General features: G+C 69.0%; 17 protein-coding genes. 14 read left to right on the top strand and 3 right to left on the bottom strand.

All coding sequences use genetic code 11. The annotated features are described in order from the left end of the window. Positions 1 to 17 precede the first annotated feature (17 nt). The 11 genes from B0293_RS41655 to B0293_RS41605 all read left to right on the top strand — a co-directional run bounded on the left by B0293_RS41655 (position 18) and on the right by B0293_RS41605 (position 8,595). Positions 18 to 533, top strand: coding sequence for a SigE family RNA polymerase sigma factor (locus B0293_RS41655; protein WP_005160401.1), 516 nt, complete (start codon positions 18 to 20; stop codon positions 531 to 533). Then, positions 533 to 1,300 (top strand): hypothetical protein, encoded by a 768-nt coding sequence (locus B0293_RS41650; RefSeq protein ID WP_005160404.1) that lies wholly within the window; start codon positions 533 to 535, stop codon positions 1,298 to 1,300. The genes B0293_RS41655 and B0293_RS41650 overlap by 1 nt, the downstream gene beginning before the upstream one ends. Before the next feature lie 119 nt (positions 1,301 to 1,419). Continuing rightward, a complete protein-coding gene (locus B0293_RS41645) occupies positions 1,420 to 2,145 on the top strand; it encodes a DivIVA domain-containing protein (RefSeq protein ID WP_005160408.1) in 726 nt (241 codons plus the stop codon). Between the two features lie 114 nt (positions 2,146 to 2,259). Further along, entirely contained in the window at positions 2,260 to 2,877 is a 618-nt protein-coding gene (locus B0293_RS41640; RefSeq protein WP_039918878.1) for a YceD family protein, read from the top strand. A gap of 72 nt (positions 2,878 to 2,949) precedes the next feature. After that, positions 2,950 to 3,132, top strand: coding sequence for a 50S ribosomal protein L32 (gene rpmF, locus B0293_RS41635; RefSeq protein WP_005160412.1), 183 nt, complete (start codon positions 2,950 to 2,952; stop codon positions 3,130 to 3,132). A gap of 15 nt (positions 3,133 to 3,147) precedes the next feature. Then, positions 3,148 to 3,894, top strand: coding sequence for a ribonuclease III (rnc, locus tag B0293_RS41630; RefSeq protein WP_005160415.1), 747 nt, complete (start codon positions 3,148 to 3,150; stop codon positions 3,892 to 3,894). A gap of 112 nt (positions 3,895 to 4,006) precedes the next feature. After that, positions 4,007 to 5,359 carry a polysaccharide lyase 6 family protein gene (locus tag B0293_RS41625; protein WP_005160418.1) on the top strand — a complete coding sequence of 451 codons (1,353 nt, stop codon included), beginning with the start codon at positions 4,007 to 4,009 and terminating at the stop codon, positions 5,357 to 5,359. A gap of 121 nt (positions 5,360 to 5,480) precedes the next feature. Further along, complete coding sequence (mutM, locus tag B0293_RS41620) at positions 5,481 to 6,341, top strand: bifunctional DNA-formamidopyrimidine glycosylase/DNA-(apurinic or apyrimidinic site) lyase (protein WP_005160421.1); 861 nt, start codon at positions 5,481 to 5,483, stop codon at positions 6,339 to 6,341. Between the two features lie 68 nt (positions 6,342 to 6,409). Continuing rightward, positions 6,410 to 6,850: a helix-turn-helix domain-containing protein gene (locus B0293_RS41615; protein ID WP_005160423.1), complete on the top strand. Its 441-nt coding sequence runs from the start codon at positions 6,410 to 6,412 to the stop codon at positions 6,848 to 6,850. Continuing rightward, a complete protein-coding gene (locus tag B0293_RS41610) occupies positions 6,851 to 7,414 on the top strand; it encodes a hypothetical protein (RefSeq protein WP_005160424.1) in 564 nt (187 codons plus the stop codon). After that, the gene (locus tag B0293_RS41605) at positions 7,411 to 8,595 is read left to right on the top strand and encodes an MAB_1171c family putative transporter (protein WP_005160425.1); all 1,185 of its coding nucleotides are present in this window, start codon (positions 7,411 to 7,413) and stop codon (positions 8,593 to 8,595) included. Before B0293_RS41610 ends, B0293_RS41605 begins: the two co-directional genes overlap by 4 nt. 98 nt (positions 8,596 to 8,693) lie before the next feature. Here the strand turns inward: B0293_RS41605 and B0293_RS41600 are convergent, their stop codons facing one another. Genes B0293_RS41600 through B0293_RS41590 form a run of 3 tightly spaced genes read right to left on the bottom strand, consistent with a single transcriptional unit; the run spans position 8,694 to position 10,647 of the window. Then, entirely contained in the window at positions 8,694 to 9,383 is a 690-nt protein-coding gene (locus B0293_RS41600) for a hypothetical protein (protein ID WP_005160426.1), read from the bottom strand. Then, positions 9,380 to 10,273: an ABC transporter ATP-binding protein gene (locus B0293_RS41595; RefSeq protein WP_005160427.1), complete on the bottom strand. Its 894-nt coding sequence runs from the start codon at positions 10,271 to 10,273 to the stop codon at positions 9,380 to 9,382. The genes B0293_RS41600 and B0293_RS41595 overlap by 4 nt, the downstream gene beginning before the upstream one ends. Then, positions 10,270 to 10,647, bottom strand: a complete 378-nt coding sequence (locus B0293_RS41590) for a GntR family transcriptional regulator (protein WP_005160428.1) — start codon at positions 10,645 to 10,647, stop codon at positions 10,270 to 10,272. Before B0293_RS41590 ends, B0293_RS41595 begins: the two co-directional genes overlap by 4 nt. Before the next feature lie 162 nt (positions 10,648 to 10,809). Here B0293_RS41590 and B0293_RS41585 point away from each other — a divergent pair, with 162 nt between their 5' ends. The 3 genes from B0293_RS41585 (at position 10,810) to B0293_RS41575 (ending at position 15,276) form a co-directional block, all read left to right on the top strand. Beyond that, the gene (locus tag B0293_RS41585) at positions 10,810 to 11,133 is read left to right on the top strand and encodes a PadR family transcriptional regulator (RefSeq protein ID WP_005160429.1); all 324 of its coding nucleotides are present in this window, start codon (positions 10,810 to 10,812) and stop codon (positions 11,131 to 11,133) included. Continuing rightward, entirely contained in the window at positions 11,130 to 12,377 is a 1,248-nt protein-coding gene (locus B0293_RS41580; RefSeq protein ID WP_005160432.1) for a DUF1700 domain-containing protein, read from the top strand. Before B0293_RS41585 ends, B0293_RS41580 begins: the two co-directional genes overlap by 4 nt. A gap of 106 nt (positions 12,378 to 12,483) precedes the next feature. Next, positions 12,484 to 15,276, top strand: a complete 2,793-nt coding sequence (locus B0293_RS41575; protein ID WP_005160435.1) for a helix-turn-helix transcriptional regulator — start codon at positions 12,484 to 12,486, stop codon at positions 15,274 to 15,276. The last annotated feature ends 45 nt before the right edge of the window (positions 15,277 to 15,321 follow it).

The raw sequence follows: 15,321 nt of genomic DNA, 5'->3' as shown, positions 1-15,321 counted from the left end.
ACGGATGAGGAGGCACGATGCGGTCTGGGGACGACGCGAGCTTCAGGGAGTTCGCCAGGGACAAAGCGCTACCGCTGCGGCGGACGGCGTACCTGCTCTGCGGCGACTGGCATCTCGCGGAGGATCTGGTCCAAACCGCGCTGATCAAGCTCTACCGGGTCTGGCCGAAGGTCCGCCGGAAAGGGCCCGTCGACAACTACACGAGGCAGATCCTGATGCGCTGCTGGCTCGATGAGCGGCGGCGACCGTGGCGGAGCAGAGAGAACCGCGACGGCGTCGTCCCCGAAGAGCCGATGGCCCCGGCTGATGCCGGCATCTCGGATTCGCTGCTTTGCGCCCTCGCCGAAGTTCCACCGAAACAGCGCGCCGCCGTCGTGCTGCGCTACTGCGCCGATCTCCCGGTCACGGAGGTCGCCGTCGCGCTGCGCTGTTCGGAAGGGACGGTCAGGAGCCAGGCCGCGCGAGGACTCGACGTCCTCCGCGCGGCCCTGCAGAGACAGCACGACGAGGCTGTCTTCGGGAGGAGCGCGTGATGGACGAACTCGAGAACAGGCTGCGCGGGATCAAGCTGGCCGAGCCCCCGCTGGGCTTCGACCCGGACGAGGTCGCCGGGACGGCGGCGAAGAAGGTGCGGAACCGGCGGGCGGTCGTCTCGACGGGGGTGGCGACGCTGGCGGTGATCGCGGCGGCGGTGGTCTTCGTGGCGCCGGGGGAGAACGGGGCGTCGCTCGCACCGGCGGCGGCGTCGTCGTCGCAGCAGCCCAAGCCGAAGGACGACCTTCAGCACTTGAAGGACGTGGTGCCGCAGGTGATCACCGGCGCGAAGAACATCGAAGTGAAGGACTTCGTGGGGGGACACGGGGACCTGAAGACCGCGGAGATCAAGTACACCGACGCCGCGGGGCGGCCGCGGGGCGTCAACCTCACGATCGCCGGTCCGGCGAGCACGAAGGAAGGCTATCCGCGTGAAGACCGGTGCAACCCGGAGAAGGTGGCCGACGGGATCGGGCCGGACCGGAAGCCGATGCGGTGCGTGGAGCTTCCCCGGCCGGACGGGAACTTCGTCGTGATCTCCGAGACCGCGTCGAAGTCGGTGGACATGGACGGCGACGTCATCGTCGGCCAGGGTTTCTCGACCGGGAAGCCCGTCACCCGCAACGCGATCGCCTTCCGGCCCGGTGGCGGCTCGGTCAACATCTTCGACCTCGGCACGCTGGACGACGCCCCCCGCGAAAGCCCGTCCTTGACCGACCAGCAGCTGCTGGCGCTGATCCTGGATCCGGCGTTCGTGCCGCGGTGATCATGGCGCGCGGTATCGGGCGGGACACGCCCGGTACCGCGCGCTTTCACCCCTTACGGCGGCGATGAGGGCAAACTGAGTTCAGGGAATGTGGGGATCGCTGTAGGTAGGGAGTGGCCGTGTACCGGGTTTTCGAGGCGCTCGACGAGCTCGTCACCATCGTGGAGGAAGCCCGCGGCGTGCCGATGACCTCCAGTTGCGTCGTCCCGCGCGGGGAGGCGCTCGAACTGCTCGACGACATCCGCGACGCCCTTCCGGGTGAAGTGGACGACGCGCAGGACGTCCTCGACAAACGTGATCAGCTGATCCAGACCGCCCGCACCGAAGCCGCGGAGACGGTCACCACGGCGAACACCGAGGCGGACCGCACCGTCGCCGACGCGCAGGCCGAGGCCGAGCGCATCCTCGCCGACGCCCGTGCCCGCGCCGAGCAGATGATGGGCGACGCGCACGACGAGGCCGAGCGCATGGTCGCCGCCGGGCAGGCGGAGTTCCAGAACCTCACCGACCGCTCGCGGGCGGAGTCGGAGCGGATGATCCAGGCCGGTCGCGACGCCTACGAGCGCGCCATCGAGGACGGCCGCGCCGAACAGGCCCGGCTCGTCGCGCAGACCGAGGTCGTCCAGGCCGCGCACGGCGAGGCGGCGCGCATCGTCGACGAGGCGCACGTCGAGGCCGACAAGCAGCGCGGTGACTGCGACGCCTACGTCGACGGCAAGCTCGCCGAGTTCTCCGAACTGCTGGCGACCACGCTGCGGACGGTCGATTCCGGGCGCAACCACTTGCGGTCCCCGATCAACCTGCCGGGGAACAGCCGGACCTCGCTGTACGACTACCAGGCCTGACAAGTCCGTGAAGGCCTCCTTGAGGGACCCAGAGTCCCTCAAGGAGGCCTTCACGGACCGATGGGCCGACCGTGCCCGAAAGTGAGTGGCGGGGGCTGCGTACCCTGGTGACCGATGTCTGAGAACAAGTCGCCGCAGGCCAGGCCTGCGCAACTGGACGACCGGAGCCCGTGGGTGCTCGACACCCGCGAACTCGGCCGTCACGCCGGCCTGAGCAAGGCCGTCCAACGCACCGTGCCCGTCGAGACCGCGCTCGGGGTGCCCGACGTCATCACCATCGACGCCGGCTCCGACCTCGAGCTCGACCTGACGCTCGAGTCCGTCGTCGAGGGCGTGTACGTCAGCGGTACGGCGTCCGCCGTCGCGACGGGGCACTGCTCGCGGTGCCTCGACCCGATCACCGAGGACGTCGAGGTCGATCTGACCGAGCTGTTCGCGTACCCGGGCTCCGCGACCGAGGAGACCACCGACGAGGACGAGATCCCCCGTCTGGTGGACGACCGGATCGACCTCGAGCCGACGGTCCGCGACGCGGTGGTGCTGGCGCTCCCGCTGGCCCCGCTGTGCACCGAGGACTGCCAGGGTCTGTGCATCGAATGCGGTGTCAAGTGGGCCGATCTCCCGCCCAGACACGGGCATGAGAAGATAGACCCTCGGTGGGCCGCGCTGGTCGATCGTTTCGGCGACGAAACGGGCGATGACCAGGCTGACGGCCCCGGAAAGCAAGCCTGACGAGCACCAGCTCGATCCGGAGAAGCAAGTTCGCTCGCGACCGCGGGCAGACCGTCTGAAGGAGATCTACTCGTGGCCGTCCCGAAGCGGAAGATGTCGCGATCCAACACCCGCGCGCGCCGCAGCCAGTGGAAGGCGGCTCCGGTTCAGCTGGTGCCCTGCTCCAACCGCGCCTGCAAGCAGCCGAAGCTCCAGCACATCGCGTGCCCGGCCTGCGGCCAGCACAACGGTCGCCAGGTCGTCGAGCCCGCCTGATCGGCAGCCGACGACATGGGGGGCAAGTCGGCCGGTGGACCACCCGCCGACCCCGCACCACTGCTCGAAGCGCTCGGGATCACCATCGAACCCGGGCTGCTGACGCTGTCGCTGACCCACCGTTCTTATGCCTATGAGAACGGTGGGTTGCCGCCGAACGAGCGCCTGGAGTTCCTCGGGGACGCGGTGCTGGGTCTGGTCGTCACCGACCACCTCTACAACACGCATCCCGACCTGGCCGAAGGTCAGCTCGCGAAGCTCCGCGCCAGCGTGGTCAACATGCACGCGCTGGCCAGGGTCGCGCGCGGCCTCGGCGAAGGCGGGCTGGGCAAGCACCTGCTGCTGGGCAAGGGCGAAGAGCTCACCGGCGGCCGGGACAAGGCGAGCATCCTCGCCGACGGGCTCGAAGCCGTCATCGGCGCCGCGTACCAGCAGCACGGTATCGACATCGCGCGCAAGCTCGTGCACCACCTGTTCGACGGTCTGCTCGCCGAAGCGCCGCTGCGCGGTGCCGGCCTGGACTGGAAGACCAGTCTCCAGGAGCTGACGGCGTCGGCCGGGCTCGGCGTACCCGAGTACAAGGTCGAGGACACCGGTCCCGATCACCGCAAGGAGTTCAGCGCCACCGTCCTCGTCGGCGGGCGTGAACTCGGCTACGGCTCGGGGACGACCAAGAAGGAAGCCGAACAGAAGTCGGCCGAGACGGCCTGGCGTCAGCTTTCGGCCGAGCTCGACATCGAACAGCCGCCGAAGACGACCTGAGTCCTCTTCAGCGGGACGGTTCGTTGACGTCCGAGTCGGTGAATCAGTAACGTCGACGCAGTCCGCCGCCACTGACGCGACCTTTCGGGTCGCCTTGTCGAGAGGTCGGCGGATGCGTCATTTCTGCCTTGTCACAGCAACGGCCTTGGCCTTGGTCGCCGCTCCTGCCACGGCGTCGGCCGCTCAAGTCGTCCGGGTGACTTCGCTCGGCGCGCTGCAGTCCGCGATCGACAAGGCAGGCCCCGGCGATGAAATCCGGCTGGCCGACGGAAGCTACTCGGCGGGCTCGGCGATCTCGATCAAGCGGTCCGGGTCGGCGAGCGCGCCGATCACGATCACCGCGGAACACGTCGGCAAGGCCGAGATCAAGGGATCCGCGGGCTTCACGTTCTCCTCGAACGCGTCGAACGTCGTCCTGCGCGGCTTCAAGCTCCGGCACGGTGGTTCGCTGAGCGTGCCCGCGGGCAGCACGCACAACCGGCTGACCCGGCTCGACGTCCAGCTCGCCGGCGGTGGTAACTGGGTCACGCTCAACGGGAACGACACCGAGTTCGACCACAACGTGCTGCAGAACCGCACCAGCCAAGGCGTCTTCCTCCAGGTGCTCGGGCCGTCGGACGACATGGCCAAACGGGTCCGCGTGCATCACAACTACTTCTACAACCACCAGTTCACCGGTTCGAACGGTGGCGAGTCGATCCGGTTCGGGCTGAGCAACCATCAGAAGTACAAGGCGGACGGGATCGTCGAGTACAACCTGTTCGAGAAGGCCGACGGGGACTCCGAAGCGATCTCCGTGAAGTCGTCGGACAACGTCGTCCGGTACAACACGATCCGCGACAGCCGCGGGTTCATCGTGCTGCGCCACGGGGACCGCAGCGTGATGGAGGGGAACATCCTGCTGGGGAAGTCCGGGATCCGCTTCCACGGCAACGATCACAAGATCGTCGGCAACTACGTGAACTCCACGGCGAACCGCGGGATCGTCTTCGGCTCGGGCGACGAGGCCGACAGCGGACCGGACAGCAAGCTCCACGACCGGCCCGACCGCGTCGTGGTCGCGTACAACACCGTGGTCGGCACCACCGACGGCATCCATGGCGACGGTGGCGACTTCAAGCCCAAGGACTGCGTGCTGGCGAACAACATCCTGCGGGGGACGGGGACGCTCGTGAGCATGCCCGGTGGTTCGGACGTGAAGTACGAGGGGAACATCGCCTGGGGCGGGCCCGCCGGGATGCCTTCGAGCGGGTACAAGGCCGTCGATCCCCAGCTGGCGCAGGACTTCCGGCTGTCCGCGGGAAGCCCTGCGATCGACGCCGGTGTCGGGTCCTATCCCTTCGCGGGGACCGACATCGATCTCCAGGCGCGGTCCGGGAAGTTCGACGTCGGGGCCGACGAACTGCTGGCCGGCGGGACACGGAAGGCGTTGACGAAGGCGGACGTCGGGCCGCTCGCGCCCTGACCCTGGCGGGCTGAAAGCGTCCTTCACCGCATCCGACGCGGTGAAGGACGCTTTCGTCGCATGGCATGCGGGGAAAGTCCCCTTCAGCCCGCGTCCGGCGCCCAGTGGGAGAATCGTCGGCATGCCCGAACTTCCCGAGGTCGAAGTGGTCCGTGCCGGGCTGGAGGCGCATGTCGCCGGCCGGACGATCACCGACGTCGAAGTCCTGCACGCCCGCGCGATCCGCCGTCACGAACTGGGCGCCGAGGACTTCAGCGGACGGCTCTCCGGCACCAAGATCACCGCCGCCCGGCGCCGCGGCAAGTACCTGTGGCTGGAACTCTCCGACGGTCAGGCCATGCTCGCGCACCTCGGCATGAGCGGCCAGATGCTCGTCCAGCCCGACGACGCGCCCGACGAGAAGCACCTTCGCGTGCGGTTCCGCTTCGCCGACAACGGGCCGGAGCTGCGCTTCGTCGACCAGCGGACCTTCGGCGGTCTCGCGCTCGCGGAGCTCACCGAGGTCGACGGGACGGCGTTGCCGGGCACCATCGCGCATATCGCCCGCGACCCGATGGACCCGCGTTTCGACCTCGACCAGGCCGTTCGCGCGCTGCGGTCGAGGCGGACCGAGATCAAACGCGCCCTGCTCGACCAGACCCTCGTCTCCGGTATCGGCAACATCTACGCCGACGAGGCCCTCTGGCGGTCCAAGCTCCACTGGGCCCGCCCGACCGACAAGCTGACCGCGGCCCACGGCCGCACCGTGCTCACCGCCGCCGGCGAGGTGATGGCCGCCGCGCTCGTCGCGGGCGGGACGTCGTTCGACGCGCTTTACGTCAACATCAACGGCCAGTCCGGATACTTCGACCGGTCGCTCGACGCCTACGGCCAGGAAGGACTGCCGTGCGGCCGGTGCGGGACGGCCATCCGGCGGGACCCGTTCATGAACCGCTCGTCGTTCTCCTGCCCGCGTTGTCAGCCGAAACCGCGTGTGAGGTGAAAACTGACGTGTATGAATGGGGGCGGGTAGTCAACTAGCATGAACGGGCACGACATGTAGGGAGTGGGATGGTGGCCGCGACCGAGCCCGGCAAGACGACGCTCGCCGACAAGATCGACAAGCTCTTCCAGATCGTGCTGAGACCCGATCGTGAGCCGTACAGCCACGAGGAGGTCGCCAAGGCCTGCCGGGAGGCGACCGGCGAGAGCTTCTCGACGACGTACCTGTGGCAGCTGCGCACCGGCCGCCGCGACAATCCCACGAAACGCCACCTCGAAGCGCTCGCCCAGTTCTTCGGTGTCTCGCCGGCGTACTTCTTCGACGATGAGCAGAGCGCCAAGATCGCCGAAGAGCTCGCTCTGCTCGGCGCGCTCCGTGACGCGGGCGTCCGCGACGTCGCGCTCCGGGCCGTAACGCTTTCCCCCGACGGACTCGACACCATCAGCGACATGATCGACGCGATCGCCCGCAGGGAATCCGGACGGGGCGGCTCGAAGAAGGAGGCGTGAGTGGACCGCCGTCGCAAGGAGTTGTGGCGCCGCTGCCGGAGTCTCGCCGACGGTGTCACCCTGCCCGAACCCTTCGACGCCGACGCCTTCATCGCCGGACTGGCCGCCGAACGCGGCCGCCCGATCGAAGTGATGCAGGTCAGCATCCCCGCCAGTGGCCCGTGCGGGCTCTTGATGAGCACCGAGAGCACGGACTACATCCTCTGTCCGACCAACACCACCGCCCTGCACCGGCGGCACATCCTCCTGCACGAGGTCGGCCACCTGCTGTGCGGCCATGTCGGTGCGGACGCGGGAGCCGACGGGATCGCGCTCGACGCGGCCGCCAGCAAGACCCTCATGCCGAACCTGTCGCCCGAACTCGTCCGCCGGGTCCTCGGCCGCACCGGATACAGCGCCGTCGAGGAGCAGGAAGCCGAACTGCTCGCCAGCCTGCTGGCGCAGCGCGTCGCCCGGACGGCGGGCCGCGGCGCGGCGCACCTCGACGAGAGCGCGAGCGACCTGGCCGGAGAGAAGGCCAGGGTCGACAATCTTTTCGGCAGCCGGAAACGACGACTGCCGTGACCGAGACCATCGCGTACTTCTGTTGCGTGGTGGCTTGCGCGGGCTTCGGGTACAAGCTGATCCAGGCCCGGCACACCCAGCCGTTACGGCGGATGTGGTTCCTCAGCGCGTTCGGGATGTGCATCGCGGGCGGCATCATGCTGCTCACCCCGGCCATGGAGAACGCCGTCGGCGTCGAAGAACCCATCGGCAGCCTCCTGAACCTCGCCGCGGACGTGCTCAAGATCGGCGCGATGGCCTTCGCGGTCGCGTTCGCGCATTCGCTGAAACTGGGGGAGGGCAAGCGGATCGGCTGGCACGCGATGTTGTCCTGGATCGTCGTGGCCGCCGAGATCGTGCTCTTCTTCCTCTCCGACAGCTATCGAGTCGGCGAGCACACCGCCGCCGGACCGGGCGGGCTCGGCTGGTTCGTCGCGTACAACGTCCTGTTCCTCGTCTACGGCTTGATCAGCCTGCTGACCTTCTCGATCCTCTTCGCCCGCTTCGCGCGTCACGCCGATCCCGGACCGCTTCGCACCGGGCTGTGGCTGCTCGTCGGCGGCGGGGTTTCCGCGCTGGCCTGGACTTTCTGGGACGTCGACGACATCTACGTCCTCGCCACCACCGGCGCGGTCGACGCCGGTGAGGACACGCTCTCGGCGATCTTGGCGGCGCTGAGCGTCGGGCTCGCCGGGGCGGGCGCGACGCTCAGCGTGTGGGGACCGGCGCTGGCCACCCCGTTCCGCCTGATCGGCCTGTACCGGACGTACCGCCGGATCGAGCCGCTGTGGACCGCGCTGCGCGAAGCCGTCCCGGGAATCGCGCTGGACCCGGGGCCCGGTATGCCGGGCGGCGTCGAATTCGCCTTGTACCGCAGGGTCATCGAGATCAGGGACGGCCATCTCGCGCTGCGCCCGTACTTCGATCCGGAGGTCCCCGCGGTCGCGGAAACCGAGGCCCGCAAGGCGAAGATCCCCGAAACCCGCGTCCCCGCGACGATCGAGGCAGCCGCCTTGGCCGCCGCGATCGTCGCTTCCGGCGCGGGCCGCCGGTACGCCCCCGACGACGTTCCGGCGACCTACCTCGACGAGCCGGACATCGCCGCCGAAGCGGCGTGGCTGGTCGAGGTCACCCGCGCCTGGCGACGGTCCACAGTGGTCGGTCGCATCCGGGACCGGGCACGGGAATCGCTTGTGGCTTAACGGAGCATGCGGTGTCCCCAATGTGGCATTGGGGACACTCAGCGTCCCCAATGCCACATTGGGGACAGCCGTCACGAACTCCTTGGTGCGGAAGGACTTCAGACCCGGACGCGGCGCATCGTGGCGAACCCGCCGGCACCCGCGACGCAGACCAGCAGCGCGAGCACGCCGGTCAGGCCGCCCACGGTCAGCGTGCTGAAGAACGTGCCGAGCTTCGACCACGAATCGGTCCAGCTGAGCACCAGCACCACGCTCAGCAGCACCAGGACCTGCGCGGCGCCGAACACGATCACGCCCAGCACCGAAGCCCGCCGGTAGATCAGGCCGTACCACATGCCGTAGAGGAACATCAGCACCAGGAACACGAACGACGTGAGCAGGGTCAGGTACCAGGGACCGTCGAGCAGCCACGGCACCCGGAAGTAGTTGAGCCCGAGCCCCCAGCCGCCGGTTCCCTTCTCGATCGCCTGGAGCACGGTGATCCCCACCGCGTACAGCGCCGAGAGCCCGGTGACCAGCAGGACCGTGCCCAGGTAGTACGACCGCCTCGACACGCCGAGCGCCAGCCCGAACGGCAGCGACTTCGTCATGCTCATGGCGCCGCAGACGAGCATGAACACGAACAGCGTGAACAACCCGCCGGAGTAGTTCTGCTCGGGTGTTTCGGGGATCACCGAGAAGATGACCACGTTCACCCCGAAGGCGAAAAGCGTGACGCCGACCGGGAGGACCAGGTACTGGAGCCGGTCCACCAGGTGATAACGCGCGATGTTGACCAGGGTGTTCACGCGGACGCCTCCTCTGCGGTCGTCGCCTGTCCGTTGGAGGTGTGCACCATCAGCTGCTGCAAGGAAAGCGGCTCGAGCTTCAGGTGCAGGGCCTGTGCCCGCGCCTTCGCCGCCGCGTCGAGCGAGTCGGCGACGGTGACCGAGGCCCGCGACCCGATCTTGCGGCGGTGCAACACCCGGCGGCCGGCGACGAAGTCGTCCACCGCGAGGGCGGGACCGCTGACCGTGGCGGCCGAACCGCGCAGGTCGTCGGCGGGCGCGTCGAGGACGACACGGCCCTTGTCGATCATCACGACGTGCTCCAGCAGATCGGCCACTTCGTCGATCAGGTGCGTGGAAAGCAGGACCGTGCGCGGGTGATTCGAATAGTCGTCGAGCAGCCGGTCGTAGAACAGCTGCCGGGCGACGGCGTCGAGACCCGCGTACGGCTCGTCGAGCAGCGTGAGCTCCGCGCGAGCCGCGAGTCCGATCGTGATCGACAGCGCCGAGCGCATCCCTCGCGAGAGCTTCTTGATCGGGCGCTTCAGCGGCAGATCGAAGTCGGCCAGCAGCGTGTCGGCCAGTTCGGCGTCCCAGTTCGGGTAGAACCACGACGCCGCCGCGAGGGCGTGCCGGACCTTGAAGTCCGGGAACTGCTGGTCCTCGCGGACGAGCACCATGCGCCGCAGCACCCGCTCGTTCTCCACCGGGTTCTCCCCGAACACGCGGACCGAGCCCGTGCTGGCGAACTCCAGTGCGGTGACGATGCGCAGGAAGGTGCTCTTGCCCGCGCCGTTGCGGCCCAGCAGGCCGGTGATCTTGCCTTCTTCGATGTCGACCGAGACTTCGCCGAGCGCGAGGTGGTCGCCGTAGCGCCGGGTCAGGCCGGTGGTCGAGATGGTCGGCGTCATGCGGCGGGTCCTCCGTTCCGGTGTCCGTTCCCGCGGATGAGCGAGATCAGGGTTTCGTCGTCGATGCCGAGGCGCCTCGCTTCGATGAGCATCGGGTCGAGGTACTGCTCGGCGAACCGCTGCCGCCGGTCGGTGAGCAGCTTCTGCCGCGCGCCACCGGCGACGAACATGCCGATACCGCGCCGTTTCTCGAGCAGGCCGTCGTCGGCGAGCACGTTGATCCCCTTGGCCGCCGTCGCCGGATTGATCCGGTAGAAGGCGGCGAGTTCGTTGGTTGACGGCACGCGTTCCCCCTCGGCCAGGCTTCCCTCGGCGATGTCGTCGGCGATCTGTTCGGCGATCTGCACGAACAGGGGTGTTCCTTCGTCGAGCACGACACCTCCGTCCCCAGTCTTCGTGCACCTCGTTGGTGCAGTGGTTCATTACTGGAGTAAGTAACCCATGAACTACCCGTCGGGCGCAAGTGGCTTCCGCCTTGCGCACTACTGTGCAATGCGTGGTACCTTCTGTTGCGTAAGACTGGGAGGGACGCGACTGTGGAGATCAGTCAGCTACTTAAAGGCGTGCTGGACCTCGCCGTTCTCGCGGTGCTTCGCGGAGAGGACGGCTACGGCTACGACGTGCTCCGAAGACTCCGGGTCGCGGGGTTGCAGGAAGTGGGCGACGCTTCGGTGTACGGGACGCTTCGGCGGTTGTACAAGGCAGGCCTGCTGACGTCGTACGTGGTGCCGAGTGAAGAAGGCCCGCACCGCAAGTACTACAGCCTCAACGAGCCGGGTCGTCAGCGCCTCGAAGAGTCGGGGCAGACCTGGCGGACTTTCGCCACGACAATGAACAGCCTGTTGGGAGAGGCAGCATGAGCACGCAGAATCCGACCGCCGTGCGGGTGTATCTGGCGAGGGTCAGGAGCGCGCTCGCCGACCTGCCCGAGAGCGAAGTCGAGGAAATCCTCGAAGACGTCCGGCCCCATCTCGCCGAAATGGAGGCCGAACTGGGGGACAACCCCAAGGTCGACGCCCTGATCGAGCGGCTGGGCAGCCCCGAGAGTTACGCCGCCGAGCTGCGTGCGTCCGGTGGCTATCCGCCGCGTCCGCCCGAGTCGGGCGACGGCACCACCATCCTGAAGGTGAAGACCGGGATCGGCGGAGCGCGGTTCGCGTTCTGGGGGCTGGTGTTCTCCATGGGCGGGTTCGCGCTGTTCGGCTTCGCGGCCGCGGTGTGGGTCCGGGTGGAACCGTTGCTGGGCCTGCTTTTCATCGCCCCCGTGCTCGCGATCAGTGTCGCCTACGTGGTGCGGCGGGGTGTCGCGCCGATCGCGGAACTGTCCGAGGTGATCAAGCTCCGCGAGATCGTGAAGTCGTTCCAGAGCAACCGGAACGGCAAGGGACTGACCTACTTCCGCACGCTCAAGCCCGCGTGGTGGGTGCTGTGCGCGGCGGTGCTCGTCGTGTTCGGCCTGCTGCTCGTGCTCCGCGACGCCGAGGCGGTTCTGTTGCTGCCGTTGATGTTGCTGGCGGCCGTCGCGGTGGTCTGGGCGGGACCGAAGCTGAAGACCGACCGGCGGCTGCTGTGGCTGGCCGTACCGATCTCGGCGTTCGTCGTCGGCAGCATGCTCGGCGGGGCGGGCGCGGCCGTCGACCTGATCGCGAAACGGTCCTACTCCGACGGTCCCTACGCCAACGGCTACTCGCCGAACTACAACGACAGCTACGGCAACCCGCAGCTGATGTACGGCAGCCAGGACGTGGAGAACATCTACGCGTTCGACGCCGAGGGCAAGCCGCTGACGGAGATCTATCTCTACGACGAGAACGGCCGTCCGCTCAGCACGACCCGGTACGCCTGCGAGAAGAGCACGGGCGAGAAGCGGAGGGTCGGCGACGACAACCGCTATCCGCGCCCGCATCTCGATCGGGGCGTGGAGGACAGTCAGGGGAGCCGCAACGGTTACAACGGTTCCCGCGGCTACTGCGAGGAAAGGGCCGACGTCCCGTTCAGCGCGGCGATCCCGAAGGGTGCCCCGGTGCCGCCTTCCTCGTCCGCCCAGGCGCCGCCGTCCTCGACTCCGGCGCCGCCGTCGAACTCCACCCAGCCGACGCGCTAGGTGGCCCGGGTGGGGGCGGACGTCGGGGGCCGCCCCACCCATTTCGTTCCGGAATGTGACCTGGTGAAACGCCTTCGAACCCCGTCGCGGCCGCTACTCTTCTCGGATGCGTCACCGCGACGAGCCGACTCTCGAACGCGAGCGCGAACTCGGGAGAATCGAAGCGGCGCTCGACTCCGCCACGGCGGGCGAGGGCCGGGTTCTTGTCGTCGAGGGCCGGGCGGGGATCGGCAAGACCCGGCTGCTCCAGGAGACCCACGCACTGGCGAAAGGCCGTGGTTTCGGCCTGGTGCGGGCTTTCGGCGACGCGCTCGAAGCCGCGATGGCCTGGGGTGTCGTCCGTCAGCTGGTGGAGCACTCGCTTTCCCGTCAGGGCGGGAAGATCCTCGACGCCGCGGCCGCAGATCCGAGCGAAGCCGAACTATCCAGGACGTTGCACGCGTTGTGGTGGGTCGCGGTCGATCTCTCGTCGGTGCGGCCGTTGCTCATCACGGTCGACGACGCGCACTGGGCGGACCCTTCGTCGCTGCGCTTCCTCGTCTACCTTTCGCGCCGGATCGCCGATCTGCCGATCGTGCTCGTCGTGGCGACCCGGCCACCTGCGGAGAACGCCGGTCAGCTGGCCCTTCTGAGCGTCTCGCGGCAAGTGGAACGCGTACTGCCGAAGGCGCTTTCGCCCGAAGCGCTCGCCGAACTCGTCACGGCCCGAGGGGTGCGTCCCGCCTGGGACGTGGTCACCTCGCTGCACGAGGCCAGCGGCGGAAATCCTTTTCTGGCCAGGGTTCTCGTCGACGAGATCGACGCGCTCGGACTGCCGCTCGACGTCGGTACGACCGCCCTCGACGTCGGAAAGCTGGGCCCCAGCACTGTTTTCCGCGCGGTACTGGGCAGGCTTCCCGGCGATGCCGTCGCGCTCGCCGGAGCGGTCGCGATCCTCGGCACCGGCGGTGATCCGTGGCAGGCCGGAGTGCTCGCGAAGCTTGACGCCGCAAGGCTTTCGGCCGCCGTCGAGGCACTGATCGCGGCCAACGTGTTCACCGCGGACGGTGACCATCTCGTCTTCGTCCATCCGGTCGTCCGCGAGGCCGTCCTCGCCGAACTGGGCCCGATCGCCCGTGCGGCACTGCACGCTGACGCCGCGAAGGCGTTGTGCGAGGCGAAGGCTCCGGCGGATCGGGTCGCCGCTCATCTCGTGCGGGCGCCGAGAGGCACCTTGCGGGGCTCGGCCGGGATTCTGCGCGAGGCCGCGGCCTCGTTGCTCTCGGCGGGGGACCCGAGGACGGCCGCCGCGCATCTGCGCCGGGCCGTCGAGGAGAGCCCGGACGACGCCACGCTGCGGGCCGAACTGGGCCGCGCGCTGCTTCGAACGGGCGAGGCCGTCGAGGCACGGCGGCACCTCCTGGTGGCGGCGGACGGTGTCCCCGACGCCGAACTCGTCGCGGCCGCCGCTTCGGCCACGACGGTCGTCGACGGACCCGAAGCCGCCGTCGCGGAACTCCGCGAGGCGATCGCCGCCCGTCCTGGCGGCCCGCGCGATCCCGGCCGGATCCATCTGGAAGCGCGGCTCGCGGTGATCCGCTCGTTCCTGCCGCACCATCGGCGGACGGCGTCCGATCACCTGAGCGCGTACGCGAGCTTGAGCGGCGGGACCCCCGACGAACGAACGCTGCTCGGCCTGCTCGCGCAGATGGGGCGCTACGAGGTCCGGCCCGCGGACGAGGTCGCCGCGACCGCCTGCCGCGCGCTGGCCAACGGCGCCTACTTCGCAGACGCCACCGGGAGAATCGACGTGATGGTCGGCTGGGTGGTCGCGATGCTCGCGCTGATCTCCGCCGACGGGATCGACGAGGCGGGCCGGGAGATCGAGCGCGCGCGACAGCGAGTGCGGGAGCACGGTTCACCCGTCGAGTTCGCGATGGTCGCCAACGCCGGGCTGTTCCTCGACTGGCGGCTCGGCAATTTGACCGCCATGGAGGCCGAAGCCGAGGGCGCGCTCGCCGCCATCGGCGCCGAGGAGCCGTCGCCGCAGGTGATCGCGCTGCGGGCGACGGCTACGCACTTTCTCGCCTACGCCGCCTTGGAACGGGGTGACCTCGAAACCGCCGCCGACGTGCTGGCGCGGTTCGACGGTGCCCACGGCGACGGTCCGCGCATGATGCCGACGACGTGGCTGCACGAACCTCGCGCGCTGATCGCGCTCGCCATCGGGAATCCCGTGCTCGCCAGGACGCAGGCGTTGCTGCAGCGCGACGAGATGCGAGCGGTGGGCGTCGACCCGCCGACCATTCCGTGGCGGGTCCCGGCCGTGAGCGCCGCACTGTTGCTCGGTGAGTCGGACCACGCCCTGGAACTGGCCGAGGAACAGGTGATCATCGCGCGGAAGTGGGGGACCGCGACCGAGATCGGCGCCGCGCTGCGGTTGCTCGCGCACGCCGACGACGACCGGCGGCTGGACCTGCTGGCCGAGTCGGTCGGCGTGCTGGAACGGTCCCCGGCCCGGCTGCATCTCGCCCGTTCGCTGATCGACCTCGGCGAGGCGATGTGGGCCGCCCGGCGGTCAACGGACGCGCGGAGCCTGCTCAACCGCGGGATCGAACTGGCCGCCGAATGCGGCTCGGCGGTCTTGCGCACCCGCGCCGTCAAGGCCTTGGAGGCCTTGGGGGACCGGCCCCGGCGGACGATCGTCGCCGATCCGTCCTCGCTGACCGCGAGCGAACGGCGGGTCGCGGACCTGGCGGCGTCCGGCCGCGCGAACCGCGAGATCGCCCAGGAACTGTTCGTCACCCCGAAGACGGTCGAGAACCACCTCCGGCGGATCTACACGAAACTCGGCATCGCCGGACGACGGGGCCTGGCGCGTGCCGAATTCCGGATGCGGGAACGGCGGCGGAGAACGTAGCCTCCCTGGCAACGCGGAGGCTCGCGGGTGTCGCGAAAGCCACTT

Origin of the sequence: Amycolatopsis azurea DSM 43854, assembly GCF_001995215.1 — a bacterium.
GTDB lineage: Bacteria > Actinomycetota > Actinomycetes > Mycobacteriales > Pseudonocardiaceae > Amycolatopsis > Amycolatopsis azurea.
This window is presented reverse-complemented; position numbering and strand designations above follow the sequence as displayed.